This is a genomic window from Cobetia sp. 3AK (genome assembly GCF_029846335.1).
Taxonomy (GTDB): Bacteria; Pseudomonadota; Gammaproteobacteria; order Pseudomonadales; family Halomonadaceae; genus Cobetia; species Cobetia marina.
Window position 1 is genome coordinate 312,466 of the sequence record NZ_JARWKR010000001.1, and the last position, 19,641, is coordinate 332,106.

17 protein-coding genes are annotated in these 19,641 nt (G+C 64.7%); 6 read left to right on the forward strand and 11 right to left on the reverse strand.

The window, feature by feature from the left end:
* Positions 1 to 19: 19 nt before the first annotated feature.
* From rodA to QD228_RS01370, 6 genes are all read right to left on the reverse strand, one after another.
* Positions 20 to 1,168 (reverse strand): rod shape-determining protein RodA, encoded by a 1,149-nt coding sequence (gene rodA / locus QD228_RS01345; protein WP_077371918.1) that lies wholly within the window; start codon positions 1,166 to 1,168, stop codon positions 20 to 22.
* The gene (gene mrdA, locus QD228_RS01350) at positions 1,158 to 3,110 is read right to left on the reverse strand and encodes a penicillin-binding protein 2 (RefSeq protein WP_084209161.1); all 1,953 of its coding nucleotides are present in this window, start codon (positions 3,108 to 3,110) and stop codon (positions 1,158 to 1,160) included. The genes rodA and mrdA overlap by 11 nt, the downstream gene beginning before the upstream one ends.
* 42 nt (positions 3,111 to 3,152) lie before the next feature.
* Positions 3,153 to 3,620: a 23S rRNA (pseudouridine(1915)-N(3))-methyltransferase RlmH gene (gene rlmH, locus QD228_RS01355; protein ID WP_077371912.1), complete on the reverse strand. Its 468-nt coding sequence runs from the start codon at positions 3,618 to 3,620 to the stop codon at positions 3,153 to 3,155.
* A 159-nt stretch (positions 3,621 to 3,779) separates the two neighbouring features.
* On the reverse strand, positions 3,780 to 4,139 hold the full coding sequence (gene rsfS, locus QD228_RS01360) for a ribosome silencing factor (protein ID WP_077371908.1): 360 nt from the start codon (positions 4,137 to 4,139) through the stop codon (positions 3,780 to 3,782).
* Between the two features lie 92 nt (positions 4,140 to 4,231).
* Positions 4,232 to 4,867, reverse strand: a complete 636-nt coding sequence (gene nadD / locus QD228_RS01365; RefSeq protein WP_077371905.1) for a nicotinate-nucleotide adenylyltransferase — start codon at positions 4,865 to 4,867, stop codon at positions 4,232 to 4,234.
* Positions 4,868 to 5,061: 194 nt separating this feature from the next.
* The gene (locus tag QD228_RS01370; protein ID WP_077371902.1) at positions 5,062 to 6,345 is read right to left on the reverse strand and encodes a glutamate-5-semialdehyde dehydrogenase; all 1,284 of its coding nucleotides are present in this window, start codon (positions 6,343 to 6,345) and stop codon (positions 5,062 to 5,064) included.
* Positions 6,346 to 6,636: 291 nt separating this feature from the next.
* On the opposite strand from QD228_RS01370, the gene QD228_RS01375 reads away from it, so the two are divergent.
* The 4 genes from QD228_RS01375 to QD228_RS01390 all read left to right on the forward strand — a co-directional run bounded on the left by QD228_RS01375 (position 6,637) and on the right by QD228_RS01390 (position 10,953).
* Positions 6,637 to 7,578: a hypothetical protein gene (locus QD228_RS01375; RefSeq protein WP_141392698.1), complete on the forward strand. Its 942-nt coding sequence runs from the start codon at positions 6,637 to 6,639 to the stop codon at positions 7,576 to 7,578.
* Positions 7,578 to 8,540, forward strand: a complete 963-nt coding sequence (locus tag QD228_RS01380; RefSeq protein ID WP_077371896.1) for a diguanylate cyclase — start codon at positions 7,578 to 7,580, stop codon at positions 8,538 to 8,540. The genes QD228_RS01375 and QD228_RS01380 overlap by 1 nt, the downstream gene beginning before the upstream one ends.
* Positions 8,537 to 9,991, forward strand: coding sequence for a bifunctional DedA family/phosphatase PAP2 family protein (locus QD228_RS01385; protein WP_240704178.1), 1,455 nt, complete (start codon positions 8,537 to 8,539; stop codon positions 9,989 to 9,991). Before QD228_RS01380 ends, QD228_RS01385 begins: the two co-directional genes overlap by 4 nt.
* 83 nt (positions 9,992 to 10,074) lie before the next feature.
* A complete protein-coding gene (locus tag QD228_RS01390) occupies positions 10,075 to 10,953 on the forward strand; it encodes a DMT family transporter (protein WP_279874190.1) in 879 nt (292 codons plus the stop codon).
* A gap of 157 nt (positions 10,954 to 11,110) precedes the next feature.
* Here QD228_RS01390 and QD228_RS01395 read toward each other — a convergent pair whose 3' ends face one another.
* The 3 genes from QD228_RS01395 to mpl are packed head-to-tail and all read right to left on the reverse strand — an operon-like array spanning position 11,111 to position 13,875.
* Positions 11,111 to 11,740 (reverse strand): LysE family translocator, encoded by a 630-nt coding sequence (locus tag QD228_RS01395; RefSeq protein WP_077371890.1) that lies wholly within the window; start codon positions 11,738 to 11,740, stop codon positions 11,111 to 11,113.
* 42 nt (positions 11,741 to 11,782) lie between these two features.
* A complete protein-coding gene (locus QD228_RS01400) occupies positions 11,783 to 12,436 on the reverse strand; it encodes a flavin prenyltransferase UbiX (RefSeq protein WP_077371887.1) in 654 nt (217 codons plus the stop codon).
* The gene (gene mpl / locus QD228_RS01405; protein WP_279874192.1) at positions 12,433 to 13,875 is read right to left on the reverse strand and encodes a UDP-N-acetylmuramate:L-alanyl-gamma-D-glutamyl-meso-diaminopimelate ligase; all 1,443 of its coding nucleotides are present in this window, start codon (positions 13,873 to 13,875) and stop codon (positions 12,433 to 12,435) included. The genes QD228_RS01400 and mpl overlap by 4 nt, the downstream gene beginning before the upstream one ends.
* 192 nt (positions 13,876 to 14,067) lie before the next feature.
* Here mpl and QD228_RS01410 point away from each other — a divergent pair, with 192 nt between their 5' ends.
* Entirely contained in the window at positions 14,068 to 15,330 is a 1,263-nt protein-coding gene (locus QD228_RS01410) for a 6-phosphofructokinase (RefSeq protein WP_077371881.1), read from the forward strand.
* Between the two features lie 149 nt (positions 15,331 to 15,479).
* Here the strand turns inward: QD228_RS01410 and QD228_RS01415 are convergent, their stop codons facing one another.
* Positions 15,480 to 17,207 carry a bifunctional protein-serine/threonine kinase/phosphatase gene (locus QD228_RS01415; protein WP_077371878.1) on the reverse strand — a complete coding sequence of 576 codons (1,728 nt, stop codon included), beginning with the start codon at positions 17,205 to 17,207 and terminating at the stop codon, positions 15,480 to 15,482.
* Between the two features lie 329 nt (positions 17,208 to 17,536).
* Between QD228_RS01415 and ppa the strand changes: the two genes are divergently transcribed.
* Entirely contained in the window at positions 17,537 to 18,067 is a 531-nt protein-coding gene (gene ppa, locus QD228_RS01420) for an inorganic diphosphatase (RefSeq protein ID WP_043331979.1), read from the forward strand.
* Between the two features lie 169 nt (positions 18,068 to 18,236).
* Here the strand turns inward: ppa and QD228_RS01425 are convergent, their stop codons facing one another.
* Complete coding sequence (locus QD228_RS01425) at positions 18,237 to 19,340, reverse strand: DUF2333 family protein (RefSeq protein ID WP_077371875.1); 1,104 nt, start codon at positions 19,338 to 19,340, stop codon at positions 18,237 to 18,239.
* Positions 19,341 to 19,641: the final 301 nt, after the last annotated feature.

Sequence of the window (19,641 nt, forward strand, 5' to 3'; positions counted from 1 at the left end):
GGTAGCTGCAAAGGCCGCGTCAACGCGACAGCAGGCGCCGGTGGGTATGAATGCTCATGAGAATACCGAAGCCCGCCAGCAAGGTCACGCTGGAGGTCCCACCATAACTGACCAGCGGCAGCGGAACGCCCACCACCGGGAGAATGCCTGACACCATGCCGATGTTGACGAACACATAGACGAAGAAGGTCAGGATGATGGCTCCCCCTGTCAGGCGCGCGAAGCTGTCCTGACCATGGTTGGCCATCACCAGCCCGCGCAGCACGATCAACACGTAGAGGGCGAGGAAGAAACTCATGCCCAGAAGCCCGAGTTCCTCCCCGATCACCGCGACGATGAAGTCGGTATGCCGCTCAGGCAGAAATTCCAGCTGCGATTGGGTCCCCAGGGTATAGCCCTTGCCCAGCAAGCCTCCGGAGCCGATGGCGGTCTTGGACTGGATGATGTTCCAGCCGGCACCCAGCGGGTCGGACTCCGGATTCAGGAAGGTCAGCACACGCCGGCGTTGATAGTCATGCATCACCATCCACAGAAGCGGCAGCGCCGAGGCGATCAACGCCCCGAAGAAGGCGATCAGTTTCCAGGAGAGTCCCGCCAGCAGGATGACGAAGACCCCGGCCGCCGCGACCAGCAGCGAGGTTCCCAGGTCCGGCTGCCGAGCGATCAGCAGCACCGGCGTGACGATGATCACCCCACAGATGACCAGATCGCGCCAGCGTGGCGGCAGCGGCCGCTGCCCCAGCCAGCAGGCGACCATCATCGGCATCGCCAGCTTCATGAGCTCCGACGGCTGGAAGCGCACGACGCCGGGAATCACCAGCCAGCGCTGGGCCCCCATGCCGACATCCCCCAGCACCTCCACCGCCACCAGCATCAGGAAACCGCCGCCGTAGGCGACAGGTGCCCAGCGATACAGCGTGCTCGGAGAGAGCTGCGCCAGGCCGATCATGACCCCCAGCGCCAACGCCTGACGTGACGCCTGGCGCAGCGTGAAATCGATATCCTGACCGCTGGCGCTGTAGAGCACGATCAGACCGCACCCCAGCACGATCAGCAGCAACAGCAGCAGCCAGGGGTCCAGATGGATCCGCTCCCACAGACTGGTGCGACGCCGGCGATTGAGCTCGCCTCCCACGCTGCGCATCGAGCGCTGATAATCAGTCGGCATCATTGACTCCTGCAGGGGTTTCGCTCTGCTCGGCCTGCGCCGCCGTCTCTTCCAGGGCCGCCGCCAGCGTCAGGGCGGCATCACGGGCGACAGGATCAATGCGCGGCAACAACCAGTAATCCGTGATGGCACGTGCCATGGGGCCGGCCACCGAGCTTCCGCCCTGACCGTTCTCCACCACCACGGACACGGCGATCTCGGGATTCTCGACCGGCGCGAACGCCGCAAACAGGGCATGGTCGCGCAGACGCTCCGCCAGCTCGTGACCGTTGTACTTCTGGTCCTGCCCCAGGGTGAAGACCTGCGCCGTACCGGACTTGCCGGCCATGCGATATTTGAGCCCGGGACCGACGTACTTGCGCGCCGTGCCCTCGCGGCCATTGACCACGTCCTCAAGCGCGCCGATGACCTCGTCCCACCAGGCCGGATTCTCCACCACCACGTCAGGCTTCTCTTCGCTGCGCGGCAACAGCACCGTCTCATCGCCGATGCGCTTGGCCAGATGAGGCGTCACATGCCGGCCACGATTGGCCAGCACCGCCTCGGCGGAGGCGAGCTGCAGGGGCGTCGTCAACCAGTAGCCCTGGCCGATCCCGATGGAGATGGTCTCGCCGGGATACCAGGGCTTGTCGTAGCGATTGCGCTTCCATTCCTTGGACGGCATCAACCCCGGCAAGGCACCCTGCACGTCCAGCGCGGTCTGCTCACCGAACCCGAACTTGTGCATGTACTCGCTGATGCGATCGATGCCCAGTCGATAGGCGACATTGTAGAAGTAGGTGTCATTGGAGACGGCGATACCGCGCCGCATGTTGACCCGTCCATGCCCCCAGCGCAGCCAGTTGCGATACTTGTGGCTGTCATTGGGCAGCTGGAAATACCCCGGGTCGAAGAAGGTGGTCTGCGGCGTGATGACGCCATTGTCCAGCCCCGCCAGCGACATGAAGGGCTTGACCGTCGAGGCAGGCGGATACTGTCCACGTATCGCCCGATTGAACAGCGGCAGGTCGATGTCGGACTGCAACGCACGGTAACTCTTGACGCTGATGCCGGTGACGAACTCGTTGGAATCAAAGCCCGGCACCGAGGCCATGGCGAGGATCTCGCCGCTCTCCGGCTCGATGGCCACGATCGCCCCACGGCGCCCCTTGAGCAGTCGATAGGCCAGATCCTGCAGGCCACGGTCGATGGTCAGCGTCAAGTCCTTGCCGGGCTGCGGGTCGATACGCGACAGCTCACGCAGCACGCGGCCGCGCGCATTGGTTTCCACCTTGCGCAGCCCGGCCTGACCATGCAGCGCCTCTTCATAGAAGCGCTCGATCCCGGTCTTGCCGATGAAGTGCGTTCCCGAATAGTTGCCCTTGTCGAGGGTCTTGAGCTCCGCCTGGTTGATGCGCCCGACATAGCCCAGCGTATGCGAGAGCGGCTTGGCATCCGGGTAGTAACGCAGCAGCTGGGCCTCGACCTCGACACCCGGCAGGCGATAGCGATTGACCGCCAGACGCGCGATCTGCTCCTGGCTCAGTTCACTCATCAACAGGGCTGGCTGATAGGGACGCTGTCGCTGACGCGAGCGTTCCTTGAAGTCTTCGATTTCATCAGGGGGGAGATCGAGAATCTCGACCAGACGCTCAAGCGTCGTCTCCAGATCACCGGCGCGTTCGCGCACGATGGTCAGGTTGTAATTGGGGCGATTCTCGGCAAGCAGACGACCGTTGCGGTCATAGATCAGGCCGCGCGTCGGCGGCAGGGGTTCGACACGCACACGGTTCTTGTCCGAGCGCGTGGTATAGATATCGTGTTCCACGACCTGAAGAAAGACCAGCCGTGCCAGCAGGCAACCGGCCAGCACCAGCACCAGGCCGGCGGCCACGATACTGCGAAGGCGAAAGATCCGCACTTCCTGTTGGGGATTCTTGATCGTCGCCCGGCGTTGGCGCATGGCGGGTCTCGCAACTCGTGTCTTGTCGCAAGCGGCAGGCGCTTAACGGTGATAAGGATGCCCGACCAGCAGTGTCCAGGCGCGGTAGAGCTGCTCCGCCAATACGATGCGCACCAGCGGGTGCGGCAGGGTCAGTGCGGAGAGCGACCAGCGCTGATCCGCGCGGGCCAGCAGGCGTGGATCGAGCCCGTCAGGACCGCCGATCAGGATGGCCACATCGCGACCGCCCAGGCGCCAGTCATCGGCGTGCTGAGCCAGCTGCTCCGTGCTCCACGACTTCCCTAGGACATCAAGGGCGACAACATGTTCATTTCCCTTGAGTTTTTCGAGCATCCGATCACCTTCACTGGCCATGGCACGGGCAATATCCGCGTTCTTGCCACGGTTTCCGGGCGCCAGTTCGATGAATTCGAGGGAAAAGTCTCTTGGCATGCGCTTGAGATATTCCCGGCTACCCTTCTCCACCCAGTCAGGCATCTTCTGCCCGACCGCCAGTACTCGGATCTTCATGTCCTGTCCCGTGTCGTCAGTGGCCAACGGGCATGCCCGCTGACCCTCTCCTTCCGTCCAACCACCACGGGCCCGCCCTGTCAGCATGCTGCCCGCAACCGGCGCCGGTGGCACCGCCGTGCCGCATCACTCCGCCTCTTGAGGCAGGCAAGAGCGGAATCAGCTGCGCTGTTCGAACTCTTCGCTCGTCTCGCGGGGCAGATCGCTCCACAGGCGCTCGAGGTCATACAGGGCACGGGTTTCGGCCAGCATGACGTGGACGACGACATCGCCCAGATCCAGCAACACCCAGTCGGAACCGTTGTCGCCTTCGCAACCCAGCGGCTTGACGCCGGCTTCTTTCACCGTGACCTGCACATTGTTGGCCAGAGCGGCGATATGACGGCTGGAAGTCCCCGTCGCGATCACCATGACATCGGTGACGCTGGTCAGCTTGGAGACATCGATCTCGCTGATTTCCTGGGCCTTGAGGTCGTCAAGGGCGTCGATCACCAGGTTTTTAAGAGCTTCGGTCTGCATGATTCCTCGGAAGTTTGTTCGGCAGGGGGCGCATTCTACCCGTTGGTGATGCGCTCGCCTATGGGCATCGTCAATCTACGCGTCACGAACCCTCACTCACAGGGCGGGCAGTAAAGCGACCGGGCCTCGATATGGCGGATGACCGTCTCGGGCAGCAGGTAGCGCACGCTATCCCCCAGCGCGAGCCGCTCGCGCACGAAGGTCGCGCTGATCGCCATGCGGGTCGGCAATGACAACCGCAGCAACAGGCCGCCGGGACGCGCCATCAGCTCGGCCACCGTCTGTACTTCCCGCCCCTCGATCAAGGCCTTCAACGCCTCTGGCAGAGGAGCATCATGATCAGGGCGCTCGATCACCACGACATGGGCATCATCGAACAATCGCTCGGCGGCATGCCATTCGCCAAGCTTGAGAAAGGCATCATGGCCGATGGCCATCACCAGCCGCGCCTGAGGGCCATATTCGCCGCGCAGGCTCGCCAGGGTGTCGGCACTGTAGGACGGCCCATCCCGGAAAAGCTCGCGGGCATCCGCCTTGAGCCCCGGCTCACCGGCAATCGCGGCCTCCAGCATGGCCAGACGCTCCTCGCTGCTCACCCCGGGTGCGGCACGATGTGGCGGCTGATGGCAGGGAATCATCAACACATGATCCAGGCCCAGCGCCTCACGCAGTTCGATGGCGCTGCGAAGGTGCCCGTGGTGTACCGGGTCGAAGGTGCCCCCGAGCATCGCCACCCGGGGGACCGGCCCGAGACAGCCCTCGAAGCCGGGCTGTGGCTTCTCGTCAGGCAGAGTGTCGCAGGCCTCCCCACCCGGCTGTGCGGCAGGTTCGCGCTGCGCGGCGTCGCCGTCGACATTCAGCGGGCGCTGGCTATCGTCCAGCGCCCGTGGCGATGCGCTGACCGAGGAAGGGTCTGGAGATCTCACTGACGAATCTGCCCATCGCCGAACACGACATACTTGCGTGTGGTGAGCCCTTCCAGCCCCACGGGCCCGCGAGCGTGCAGCTTGTCGGTGGAAATGCCGATCTCGGCACCCAATCCGTATTCGAAGCCATCGGCAAAGCGGGTGGAGGCATTGACCATCACGGAGCTGGAATCCACTTCGGCCATGAACCGGCGCGCCAGCGCATAGTTGTCGGTGATGATGGCTTCGGTATGTCCGGAGCTGTGACGCTCGATATGCGCCATCGCCGCTTCCACGCCCTCGACGACCCGAATCGCCAGAATCGGTGCCAGATACTCGGTATCCCAGTCCTGATCCGTGGCGGCCACGGCCTCGGACAGGATGTCACAGGTGCGTTCACAGCCACGAATCTCGACCTCATGGACCGCCAGACGCTCGGCGATGCGCGGCAGCACCTCGGCCGCGACAGCCACATCCACCAGCAGGGTCTCCATGGTGTTGCAGGTACCGTAACGGTGCGTCTTGGCGTTCTCGGCGATGCTCACCGCCATGTCGAGATCTGCCGTGGCGTCGATATAGACGTGGCAGATACCGTCGAGATGCTTGATGACCGGCACGCGCGCCTCATTGGTGATGCGCTCGACCAGACTCTTGCCCCCACGCGGGATGATGACATCGACGTACTCGGGCATCGCGATCAGACGGCCCACCGCGGCACGGTCCGTGGTGGCCACCACCTGCACCGCCGTCGCCGGCAGCCCGGCCGCCACCAGCGCCTCGCGGATGATCTCACCCAGCGCACGGTTGCTGGACGCCGCTTCGGAACCACCACGCAGGATGCAGGCATTGCCGGACTTGAGGCACAGGCTGGCGGCTTCGATGGTGACGTTGGGCCGTGATTCGAAGATGATGCCGATCACGCCCAGCGGCACACGCATGTGACCGACCTGGATGCCGCTGGGACGATATTTCAGGCCGTCGATCTCACCGACCGGGTCCGGCAGGGCCGCGACCTGCTCGAGCCCCTCGATCATAGCGTCGATACGCGCCGGCGTGAGGGCGAGGCGGTCGACCATCGCCTCCGACAGGCCATTGTCACGCGCTCGCGTCAGGTCATCGGCGTTGGCGGCGGTCAGCGACTCGCGGCGCTCGTCGATCAGTCGCGCCATGATCTGCAGCGCCCGGTTCTTGAGGCCGCTGTCGACACGACGCATCACCACGCTCGCTGCGCGGGCATCGCCGCCCAGACCGTTCATGTAAGCCACGACGTCCGTGGTGTCGTGCTTGCCCAGCTCGCTCATGTGCCTTGTCTCATTCGTAGAAAGATGTAGGAAAGTGCCTTCCGCCCGCTCTGGCGCCTGTGGATCAGCCGAGGGAGGGGTGAAGCGAAAGCGCCGGATCACCTCGACACTTCGGAAAATCATGGTTTGGGGTATGCTGGCCCGTATCAGCGCCTGGCAGAGCCGGGACAGGCAGGCGGCATCACGCTCGCACATCCTGTCATGGCATGGCTCTATGCGCTGCGCCCCATCCGACCGGGGAGTCTGGTCGGATTCATGTCATCCACGGGAAAGGTGCCAATATAAGTCACCATGGAGATCAAGTTCAAAGTCCGGGTCAGTCAGTTCATCTGTCTGCTCGGCTCTGTGCTGTTGCTGCTGGAAGCGGCGCGCCAGATCAGCCTCGCCCTGACCATCACCGGACTGCTGCTGGCCATCGGCGGCACCTTGCTGCTGGTGGTCTCCCTGGCGCACGAACTCTTCACGCTGGGCTGGTTCCGGACCACGGCCATGCTCAGCGTGGCGGTGATCATGGCGCTGCTGGTGCTGCTGGCACCCGAGCAGCACATGATGTGGCTATGGGGGTTTGCCGTGCTGCTGCTCTATCCGCGCCCCTCGTGGCTGGCGCCGGCCTGCGCCATCATCGGGCTGATCACCACCTGGCTGGCACTCACGCCGCTGGGCAGTGACTGGCTGAGCCTTGGCATCGGCATCACGGCCACCTTGATGGCGCTGGGCGCCATCGCCGGGCAGCGTCAGCAGGAGGTCTGGCGTCAGCTGGAACGGCGCGGTCGCCGTGACGCGAATCGTGCCATCTGGTCACAATACCAGCTGCTCCGGGATCTGCCGCGCGAAATTTCCCGGGCAGATCGTGAAGGCATCCACATCGAGCTGATCCTGCTGGAGCCAGCCACGCCCACCCGCCTCACGCGTCGCCGTCTGCTGAATACGCTGGACAGCGCGGCGCTGCCCCATGAGACACGCTATCAGCTTGACGACGGCTGCCTAGCGTTGCTGTTGGTGGCACGCAGCGAACACGCCGCCAACCTGCGGCGGCGTCAGCTCATGGAGCATCTTGCCATGCCAGTGCGGGCGCGGGTCCAGCCGCTGAACGATACCGAGGCCGACCATCTCGACCTGCAGGCGGCGAGCGCCAACCTCAGCGAGGAGCGCGAGCCGATCACTCACCTGCCCGCGCTCCCCTCCCGAAAGGCGGCACTCGCCGACACCCCCCAGGCGGAGGCTGAAGACTGATGTCCTCGTCAACGACGGCCACGCGCGCCAGAGAGCGCCGCCGGCTGGCCAATCGCAAGACCCTGATCATGCTGCTGGCGACCCTGGTGCTGGCCACCTACGCGCTCTGGCGTTATCTGGTCGGGGACTACTCCCACATCCTGACACCGGTGCTGGCCACCTTGCTGATGGGGATCGCGACCGCTCTGCACCTCCTGGATGAAGAGCAGCCGCTTCCCGCCTATCTGGCGCTGATCGGCGGTTATCTGATGCTGGCGCTGGAGGCCCCCAGCGCGCACATCGGAATGTCGCTGTGGCTGGGATTGCCGAGCATCCTGACACTGCTGCTGCTGCCATTGGCGCCGGCGATGCTCTTGAACGTGGTACTGGCCCCGCTGTGGCTATGGCTGCTGGGTCAGCCGGATGACAACTTCGGCGAGGTACTGCGCTATGTCTGCCTGCTGCTGGTCGCCAGCCAGCCCTTCGTGATCAACAACCTGCAGTCAGGTGTCATGCGCATGACCGCCAGCGAGGAAGTCGAGTGCAATGCCTACAATGCGCGCACCGGCCAGCAGCGGCTGACCAGCGAGGCCGCACGCGCCAGTGCGCTGGAGCAGCCGTTGAGCATCCTGGTCATCTACCTGCCGCAGCTGGAGATGCTCGGTGAGCAATTCGGGGAAGACCGCCGCATCGAGTGTCTCTCCTCGGCCTGCGATGTCATGCAGGGCATCTCGCGTCAGGGCGATCTGCTGTGTCGCAGTGACAAGGCCACGTTCTGGCTGATGCTCCCCAATACCGGCGAGGCCGGCGCTCTGATCATGCGTGAACGCCTGACGGCCGCCCTGGCGGCGACGACACAGCCCGAGACCGGCTCGATCATCGCTCACGCTCGTCTCGTCAACTACAAGGCGGGCGACACGGTACAGAAACTCGAACAACGCCTGCTGGCCGCCCAACTCACCCTGATGGACCTCAATGAATGAGCAACACCCTTGCCACACTGACTCACTGGCTGGACCCCACCTCCCTGATGGCCACGCTGAGCGAGCACCCCGTGGCGCTGATTGTCATCATCGGCTTCATCTCCCTGCTCGAATCCCTCGCCATCGTCGGCCTGCTGGTCCCCGGTGTGGTCATGCTGACGGCCGGCGCTTCGCTGGCGGGGCATCTTGAGCTTTCCCTGCCACTGGTGCTGCTTTCCGGTGCGCTGGGGGCCGTGATCGGCGATGGCGTGAGCTTCTGGCTCGGCGTCCATCATCGGGATCAGTTACCGCAGCGCTGGCCCTTCTCGCGCCACCCCGAATGGATCGAACACGGTCAGCGCTTCTTCCATCGTCACGGCAGCTGGTCGATCGCCTTCGGGCGTTTCGTCGGCCCGGTACGCCCGATCATCCCGCTGGTCGCGGGCATGCTGGACATGCCGGCCTCGCGCTTCTTCATGGTCAATGGTCTCTCGGCACTGGCGTGGTCTCCCGCCTATCTGTTGCCGGGCTACCTGCTGGGCCAGACCTGGCAATCACTGTTCACGCTGCCACCGGGCGCCAACGGCCTGCTGATCGGCCTGGCCAGCGGCCTGATCGCCTGCGCCTTTGCCTTCTCCTTTCTGCGCCGCCAGCTGGGCCGCGAAGGCCGCCTCTATCACTGGCTGGCGCGCCGCATGCGTCGCTCGGCATCCGGCCGTCGCCTGTGGTGGCAGCTGCGCCACCCCGACCCGGAAGGCGAGTTCCCGCTGGCCTCGATGGCACTGCTGGTCTTTGCCGTCATCAGCGTGCCCGCGATGAGTCTGGCGGCACTCGCTCACCCCGGGCCCTGGCAGATCGACGTCGTTGCGGCCTCGCTCGCCGACAGACTCCACACCCTGCTGCCCGAGAACCTTCTGCACCAGGCCAGCCTGTGGCTGTCGCAGCTCGGCGATGGCACGGGGCTCGCGGCACTCGTGGCGCCCTGGCTCGTGTGGCTGGCACTCACGCGCCGCCATGCGATATGGATCCATCTGAGCGCCGCCTGGGTCGGCATCGCCTGCGCCAATACCGTGCTCAAGTATCTGATCCAGCGCCCCCGTCCGGACACTCCCGCCTTCCTCGAGGGCTCGATGTCGTTCCCCAGTGCCCACACGGCCGGTGCCGTCGCGGTATTCGGCCTGGCAGCCGCCTTCATCGCCGAACGGCAACCCTCTCCACGCCGACGCTGGATCTACTGGAGCGCCATCATCGCCTGTAGCGTGATCGGGCTGTCTCGCATCTTCCTCGGCGTGCACTATCTGAGCGATATCCTGGGCGGCGCCTGTCTGGGACTGCTGGCGTGTGCTCTGGTGCGCATCAGCTACCCTGCCTTCGTCCAGCAACCCTGCCCCTCGCCGGCCGCCCCCGTGGTGTGGTTGAGCCTGGCGAGTCTGGGTCTGCTGACGGCGCGCCTGCTGTGGCTGCCGCTCTAGCCCGACACTCACGATCGACCCTCAAGGTGATCGCTGCACGTCATCACCACCGCCACCTTCGCCTTCTGCCCAAGAGGATACCCATGCCCGGTCCTGCCGCTCCCCCTGCCAACCAGCCCCAGGCGCTCATGTCGATTCATCTCGGCATCGCGCTGCTCGGCGGCACGGCGCTGTTCTCGAAGGGCCTGCCACTCTCGGCGCTCGACATCACCACCTGGCGCAGCCTGCTGGCCGGCCTGTTCCTTCTGTGGATCGCACGGCTGAAGTGGCAGGTCTCGCTGCGCCTGAGCGGCCGCGACTGGGCGCTGGTGGGCGTGGCCGCGGCGCTGATGGCCGCTCACTGGGTCAGCTACTTCCACGCGATGCAGGTCTCGTCCGTGGCCACCGGCATGCTGGCACTGTTCACCTATCCCATCTTCATCGTGCTGCTGGAACCCTGGGTGGAGGGCACGCGCCTGAAAGCCGGGGATCTGGCGGCAGCGGGGCTGGTGTGCATCGGCGTCTGGCTGCTGGTTCCCGGCGGCGACAGCAGCACGCAGGGCGATAGCCTGGCGGGAGTGTTGTGGGGCGTGTTCTCGGGCCTGCTGTTCGCGGCGCGCAATCTGCTGGTGCGCTACCGTCTCAGCCACCTCAACCCGGTGCTGTCGATGAGCCTGCAGGCGCTGGGCGTGGTGGTGCTGACATTGCCGTTCGCCTCCGGCGAGATCATGGACGCAAGCCCGGGAACAGGCATCGCCATGCTGGTACTGGCCGTCGTGTTCACGGCCACCCCCCATGCCCTGATGACCTTCGCCCTGGGCGGCCTCAGGGCCAAGACCGTCGGCATGATCGGCTGTCTGCAGCCGGTGTATGGGGTGCTGCTTGCCTGGTTGATTCTCGGCGAGGCTCCCACCTGGATGACGCTGGTGGGCGGCAGTTTCATCGTGGCGGCGGCGGCACTGGAGACCCTGCGACGCAATTGACTCGCACACCACCGTTGAGACAGCTGCCGGCGTTGCGCCAGCCGCCCCGATAGTCCCCGTCGTCGCGGTTGCTCCAGCCGGCGAACACACGAAGGCCCGCCATTGGCGGGCCTTCGTGTGTTCGGGGTGTGTCGGTCAGCGCCTTGGCATGCCGAGGTCAGCCGGTGGCGAGCCAGATGCCCACGCCGACCATCAGGGTCCCCGCGACCCGGTTCATGAGCCGCACGCGCGAACCACGACCGAGCCAGCGCGCCAGTCCACTGCCGCCACCGGCATACAGCATCAGACAGCTGAATTCGAGCGTGAGAATGATGCCCACCAGCGCCACCAGCTGTGGCGTCATCGGCAGGCTCGCGTCCAGAAACGGTGGCAGCAGCGCGATGAAGAACGCCCAGCCCTTGGGATTGGCGATGGCGGTGACGAAGCCCTGTGCCGCCAATGTCCGCCGCGAGGCGCGTGGTGCAGCACTGGCCTCGCCCACGGCCCCCAGCGCCAGGCGCCCTCGCGAGCGCCACATCTGGATGCCGAGCCACACCAGATAGGCGCCCCCAGCCAGCTTGAAGGCCGAGAACACCAGCGGATAGCGCAGCATGATGGTCGCGACCCCGATCACGGCCGAGACCGCCACCAGCCCGACCCCCAGCAGCTCGCCCACCATCATCCACAGGGTGCGGCGCACCCCTTGCGTCATCCCCAGGGTCATGGCCAGCGTCATGCACATGCCCGGTGTCAGCGACACCAGAAAGAAGGTCGGCACGAACACCGACAACAATGACCAATTCAGCATTCCCTGCTCTCCCTGCACAATCCGATGATCAAGATGACGACACTAGTCACCACTGACATGCCCTTCGCCCCAGCGCGGCATCAGCGCATGCGCGATTCCCAGCTGATTGAGAATGCGCGCGACGATGAAGTCGATCATGTCATCGAGTGTCTGCGGGCGGTGATAGAAGCCGGGGGCGGCGGGCAGGATGACGGCCCCCATGCGCGTCAGGCTCAGCATATGTTCGAGATGGATCGCCGAGAACGGCGTCTCGCGCGGCACCAGGATCAGCGTGCGACGCTCCTTGAGGGCGACGTCGGCGGCGCGTTCGATCAGATTGTTGCTGGCGCCGGTCGCGATGGACGAGAGCGAGCCGGTGGAACATGGACATACCACCATGGCACTCGGCGCGCCGGAGCCGGACGCCACGGGCGCCATCCAGTCCTCGCGGCCGAAGCAGCGAATCTGACCGGGCCTGGCGGCGTAGCGCTGGGTGAGCACCTCGGTGAGGCGAGCCGGGCGCGCCGGCAGTTCTTCATCGGTCTCGGTGGCGATCACCATGTGGGCGGCCTTGGAGACCATCACCATCACCTCATGACCCGCCGCGACCAGGCATTCGATCAGCCGCAGGCCGTACTGGGCACCCGAGGCCCCGGTCAGCGCGACGGTGACCGCTGACTTGAACTCCCCTTCGGGGGCTTTCGCTTGCTGGCTCATGCCTCACCTTCCCGTGCTGCCAGTGCACTCAACAGACGTTCGTGGATACCGCCGAAGCCACCATTGGACATCACCACCACCCAGTCGCCGGCGCGGGAGTCATTGGCGATCTTGGCGATCAGGGCGTCGAGGTCCTGCTCGACATCGGCTTCAACGCCGAGGGCACGACACTCGCTGACCGTCTCGTCCAGTGACCAGCCCAGTGTCGGGCCCGCGAACCAGCTGACCCGATCCGCTGCGGTGACCGCTGCCGGCAGGCGAGCCTTCATGGTGCCAAGCTTCATGGTGTTGGAACGCGGCTCGATCACCGCCCACAGACGACCGCCCTGCCCTTCGGCTGCCACGCCCGGCGCCAGGCCCTCAAGCGTGGTGGCGATGGCGGTCGGGTGGTGCGCGAAGTCATCGATGACCTTGACGCCGGCCACCTCACCGCGCAGCTCCTGGCGGCGCCTGGGCGGCGCGAAGCACGCGAGCGCCTGCAGCGCCGCCTCGACACTCACGCCGCACTCGACGGCAGCGGCCACCGCGGCACAGGCGTTGGCCACGTTGTGGCGTCCGCGCATCGCCCACTGGCACTCGACGAAGCGGTCCGCCTCGCCGGACACGGCGGCCGGCGCCGCCAGCGCGAAGTGGCTGCCATCGGCACTGATCAGACGATAGCGCCAGTCGCCACCGGCGTTCTCGATGCCACCTTCATCGCCGAAGCGTGTCACCGGCGTCCAGCAGCCTTGATCCAGCACGCGCTCCAGCGCCTCGGCACCGGCGACGGCGTCCGCCGCGACCACCAGCTTGCCGCCAGCCGGCACGGTACGCACCAGGTGATGGAACTGCCGTTCAATGGCCGCGAGATCCGGGAAGATGTCGGCGTGGTCGAATTCGAGATTGTTGAGCACGGCGATGCGCGGACGGTAATGCACGAACTTGGAGCGCTTGTCGAAGAAGGCCGTGTCGTACTCATCGGCCTCGACCACGAAGGGTGCCTGCGGGTCGCCGATACGCGCGGAATCGCCCAGCTGCGGCGGCACGCCCCCGATCAGGTAGCCCGGCGTGAGGCCCGCGCATTCGAGAATCCAGGCGGTCATGGTCGCGGTGGTGGTCTTGCCGTGGGTGCCGGCAATGGCGACCACCGGTCGTCCCGTCAGCACCTCGTCACACAGCCATTGCGGGCCGGAGGTGTAGGCCAGGCCGCGCTCGAGCAGCGCCTCGACTTCAGGATTGCCGCGCGAGACGGCATTGCCGACCACCGTGAGCTCTGGCGCGGGCTCGAGATTGTCGGCGGCATACCCTTCCATCAGGGTGATACCGGCCTCGGCCAGCTGTGTGCTCATGGGCGGATAGACATTGGCATCGCTGCCGGTGACGCGATGGCCGCGCGCACGCGCAAGCAGTGCCAGAGAGCCCATGAAGGTACCGCAAATACCGATGACGTGAAGGTGCATCTGTTTCTCCAATCCGGAAGCCCGAGCAGCCTAGCATGCCCGCCAGGCGGCGAGTAGCACGGGCGTGTCGGGGCAGAACGACAGACACGTGGCATCCGGGCGTCGTGCAGGGGTCATGTCTTTCGGATATGATGCGGCGGGTAAGCGCCAGCCCGTTCAAGACCATGACAAGGAAGCAGAGACGAGAAGCCCATGCCCCAGCACAATGCCTTCTACGCCCAGTCCGGTGGCGTTACCGCCGTCATCAATGCCAGCGCCTGTGGCGTGATCGAAGCCGTGCGTGAACACGGCGACCAGATCGGCAAGCTCTACGCCGGTCACAACGGCATCATCGGCGCCCTGACCGAAGATCTGATCGATGTCAGCCAGGAAAGCGACGAGAACATCGCCGCCTTGCGCCACACCCCGGGCGGTGCCTTCGGCTCCTGCCGTTACAAGCTCAAGAGCATCGAGGATCACCGTACCCAGTACGAGCGTCTGATCGAGGTGTTCAAGGCCCACGATATCCGCTACTTCTTCTACAACGGTGGCGGCGACAGCGCCGACACCTGCCTGAAGGTCTCCCAGCTGGCCGAGACCATGGGCTACCCGATCCAGGCCATCCACGTACCCAAGACCGTGGACAACGACCTGCCGATCACCGACAACTCGCCGGGCTTCGGCAGCGTGGCCAAGTACATCGCCACCTCCACCCGCGAGGCCGGCCTCGACATCGCCTCCATGTGCGCCACTTCCACCAAGGTGTTCATCCTTGAGGTCATGGGACGTCACGCTGGCTGGATCGCCGCCGCCGGTGCCCTGGCTGGCGAAGATGCCACTCAGCCGCCGCACATCGTGGTCTTCCCGGAAGTCGCCTTCCACCGCAAGGACTTCATGGCGCGTGTCGACCAGTGCGTCAAGGACCACGGCTACTGCGTGGTGGTGGTCTCCGAAGGTGCCCGCTATGAAGACGGCACCTTCCTGGCCGATGCCGGCAACACCGATGCCTTCGGCCACCGTCAGCTGGGCGGCGTGGCGCCGACGCTGGCCGGCATGGTCAAGCAGGATCTCGGCTACAAGTATCACTGGGCCGTGGCCGATTATCTGCAGCGCGCGGCACGCCACATCGCCTCGAAGACCGACGTCGAGCAGGCGTACGCCACGGGTCGTGCTGCCGTGGAAATGGCCCTGGCCGGCAAGAACGCCGTGATGCCGGCGATCCGTCGCCTCGGCGATGGCGCTGACTACGCCTGGGACATCATCGAGGCGCCGCTGGAGCAGATCGCCAACCATGAGAAGTTCATGCCGCTGGAGTTCATCAGCGAAGACGGCTTCTACATTACCGACGCCTGCCGCCAGTACCTGTCACCGCTGATCCAGGGCGAGGACTTCCCGCCCTTCGTCAATGGTCTGCCGGCGGTCGCCCGCCTCACGCTGGCCAAGGTCGAGAAGAAGCTCACGCCGTTCTCGATCTGATTGATCGCGCTGCCCGCTTCCCCGGGCAGCGCTGTGCCAACGCCGTTGCGGCACCCATGAGAAAGCCCCGCACAGATCACTGTGCGGGGCTTTCTCGTTCATGACGCGAGGCTGCTCTCGACAACCGCACGCCACCGACACACGCAGTGCTATTTGAGCAACCAGGACAGCACCAGCAGCAACAGCAGGATGCCGGCGACGCCCTGCCAGAAATTGGCCGGTTCGCGCATGGCCTCGGATGGCGTGATGGCCTTGCCGGGGTCCTGCTGTGGCAGGCGCAGCGCATAGAGCAGCTCCGACAGACGCCGGAAGCGCAAGGTGCGCTGGGGGTCCAGCGCACGCCTCAGGGCATCGTCCAGCATCTGGGGAACCTGCGGGTTGCGCATGCGTGCCGGCTGATACTCCAGCAGCTCGAGGTCCGTCTGGGTGCGCAGCTGATCCATCGACTGAGCGTAGGGCTGCATGCCGGTCAGCAGCCAGTAGATCACCGACGCCAGCCCGTACTGATCGCTGCGGCGACTGACCTCGGCCCCCAGCGCATATTCCGGCGCACTGTGCTCGGTCAGCCCGACCTGGCGCACCAGGGGACCGGCACTCTCGTGCCCATCCCCTTCGCGCAGATGACAGGCCCCGAAGTCCACCAGCACTACCTTGCCGTGACGGTCGATCATCACGTTGTCGGGGTGGATCAACTGATGCAGCACTTCACGCCGATTGAGTGCGTGGACCGCCTTGCCCAGCTGGCGGGCGATATCCAGGCGCTGCTCGAGATTGGCCTGGGGATGCTGGCGCGCCCAGTCGGTCAGCGTCTGCGCCTCCAGATGCTCGAGCAGATAGTAGAGGTGATCCCGCGGGCGCGAGGGTTCCACCACCTTGACGACGAAGGGCGAGTTGACGCGATCCACCACCCACTGCTGGAGCAGGAAGTGCTCGAGATAGGCGTTCTTGAGCGAGAGCTCCGGACTCGGCGCCTTCATCACCATCACGCGCCGGCTCTTGAGATCGCGGACCTTGTAGACGCGCACCCGCGCACTGCGTGACATCACCTCCAGCACTTCCAGCCCATCGATGCGATCCCCCGGCTCCAGCTCGCGCGGCACCGGCAGATCCCCATAGATGCGCCCCGGCGTGTCCTCGCTGGCACTGGCCAGGCGATCGATACGCACCAGCTGGAAGCAGAACTGATCCGCGGTATAGCCACGTTCGTCGGCACGGTCCGCCGCGGCATGCGCGAGACGCTCGCTGGCGGCGTCCAGATCCGAGACATCATCACGAATCAGTGACACGAAGTCCGAGGGCAGCAAGGTGCCGCGCACCGCCTGGGTGGTCAGCAGGAAGATGTCGCCCTGCTTGAGCGGCAATTCGATGTAATCGATGTCGAGACTGACATCCATGCCCAGAGCCCGTGAGGGATAGCGATAACCGCCCAGGTCCGTGACATGATCACGCGAGATCTGTTCGAACTCGCCACCACGCAGACGGAACACCACGGTATCGCCGGCATGGAACAGATGCGCCGACTGGCCACGGAAGATGACCGCGGAAATCGAGGTGACGTAACTGCCGCCACGCACGAAGCGACTCTGGCTGTAGCACCAGCTGTTCAGCGCTCGCAGCACACGAGTCGCGGAGTACTTGACGCTCCAGTTGTCGGGCGTGGCGAAGTAGTCGGCCAGAAAGCCACGCACGGCCAGATCGCCCGCCTGCTTGGCGATGGCGTTCTTGCTGGTGGTATCCGCGATCAACGCACAGCCGCCCTTGGTCGCCAGCGGGCCACGCTCGACAGGAATTTCCAGCGACATCGAGCTGCGGTGGCGCTTGCGGTCCGGTGCCACGAAGGCCTGACCATAACTGAGTGAAAGCTCTGCATCCGCCAAGGCGGTCTCCTTGCATGTCTGTCCTGCGGTGACGACCCTGCTGGTGCATGCCGGCCACGACAGGCCTCGTCACAGTGTCTGCACGGCACCGCGAGTCGCGCGGCGATCCTTGAACAACGGGCACACCATCGGCCAGAGTGTCGATGGATGGCCTCCACATGGGCTCGCGCGCTGCCAAGTGTTACCCGAGTCAGCCTGCAGTGCCACCACTCGTTGGTGCAACGCAAGGCGATCGAGCGTGGCATAATGGCAAAACGGTCTGCCAGTTCGTATAATTCAGCGGAATTTTGACCCGCAGGCCTTCAACCCGCAAACCCAAGGACTCGACAATGAGTTTCGACAAGATCCCCGCTGGCAAGGAATTGCCGAACGACGTCTACGTAGCGATCGAGATTCCGGCCAATCACGCGCCGATCAAGTACGAGATCGACAAGGACATCGATGCACTCATGGTGGATCGTTTCATGGCCACTCCGATGTTCTACCCGGCCAACTACGGTTACATCCCGAACACCCTGGCTGACGATGGCGATGCCCTCGACGCGCTGGTCGTGACTCCGTATCCGGTCGCGCCGGGCAGCGTCATCCGTGCGCGTCCGGTCGGCGTGCTCAACATGAGCGACGAAGCTGGCGAAGACGCCAAGCTGGTCTGCGTACCGCACCAGAAGCTGACCTCCCTGTACGACGACGTCCAGGAAGTCACTGATCTGCCGGAACTGCTGCGTCAGCAGATCGCGCACTTCTTCGAGAACTACAAGGATCTCGAGAAGGGCAAGTGGGTCAAGATCGATTCCTGGGACGGCGCTGATGCCGCGCGTGCCGCGATCGAGAAGGCAGCAGCTGCCTACCAGAAGGACTGATCCTTCCCGTGACGGTCGCCAACTGACCCTCATTTGCTGACCGCTCATGAAAAAGCCCCCGTCATTGACGGGGGCTTTTCGTTTTCTGGGCTCAGCCCGATCCAGTTCAGGCTGACGAGGCTGGCGGGACATGACCTCCGTCAGGGTCCGCCAGCCTCGCTGTCAGACTTCAGCCCTTCTCGAGCAGGCTGCGCAGGTCACTGATCGCGGAATTGGCGCGTGCGATGTAGTTGGCCATGACCAGCGAGTGATTGGCGAAGAAACCGAAGCCGGAACCGTTGAGGATCACCGGGCTGCCGATATCGGTCTGGGTCGACTCCAGCTCACGGATGATCTGGTCGATGGAGGTCAGGGCATTCTTGTCTTCCAGAACGCCCTGGAAGTCATGACGCACCGCCTTGAGCAGATGGATCAACGCCCAGGAGGTGCCGCGCGCCTGATAGAAGACATCGTCGATCTCGAGCCACGGCGTCTTGATCTCTTCTTCCGTCTGGGTGCTCTTGGCCGAGGTCGCGTTCTTGTCACCGGCCAGACTCAGATTGAGCTGAGACTTGCCGACGCTCGCGGACAGTCGCTGTGACAGGGAACCGAGACGATTCTCGACATCCGACAGCCAGGCCACCAGATTGTCGGCGCGCGCATAGAACTGGCCATTGTTCTGGGTGTCATCGCTCAGACGCTTGAGGTAGTCCCCCAACTGGCGGTTGGCATCGGCATATTCATGCTCGGCTTCCGGCAGCATCCAGGCATTGGCGTCGATGAACAGCAGCGATTCCGCCTTGCCCAGCGCCTTGTCATCACTGGACTGAGACTGTGAACGACTGAATTCCTTGCGCAGCTCGCGCGTCATGTCGCGCACCTGCACCAGCACGCCATATTCCCAGTTGGGCATGTTGTCCAGCCACAGCCCCGGGGGTGCCACGTCATTCTTCAGATAGCCGCCGGGCTTGTGCAGCAGGGTATCGTTGAGTTTCATCAGGGTCGCGACAGTCGCCGTGCCCGTCGGCAGCACCTCGAAGGCCGGTGCCGGCTGTTCGCCATCGACACTGGCAACGGGTGCCGCCAGCCCATGTACGCGGGCCAGTTCGGTGCGCGTGGCCTGGTCGACATTGAATTCGTCCGGCTCGCTGCTCCAGTAGATCCCAAGGCCAACGCAGACCAGCAGGTAAATGACGAACAGCCCGACCAGTGGTTTCCAGATCCAGCCATACTGAGGTGTTTCCAGCACGTCGCGACCCGCGCCACGCTTGCTGCCTTTACCGAATAGGGCCATGCGTTCTTCCTTGTATGAAGCCTTGTAAAAAGCCGTGTGAAAAAAGACGAGTCAGAAGACCGTGAACCGGTGTCGATACCCGCGTTGCCTCCAGCGCCGGTACTCATGACGTACGTCCTATCCTATCATGCGTCCCTGCGTGTGCCAGTCGCGCTCATCGCGACGTCAGAACCGGGGGGAGATCATCGCTACATGGTGGCGCATTCATCCTGGTGCAAGTCGCGACCCGTGATCATCGTGGGCATCATTGCCGGCCCTCTTTCCGTGACGAACACCTCAAGCGAGCTGATCGCGCAGAGGG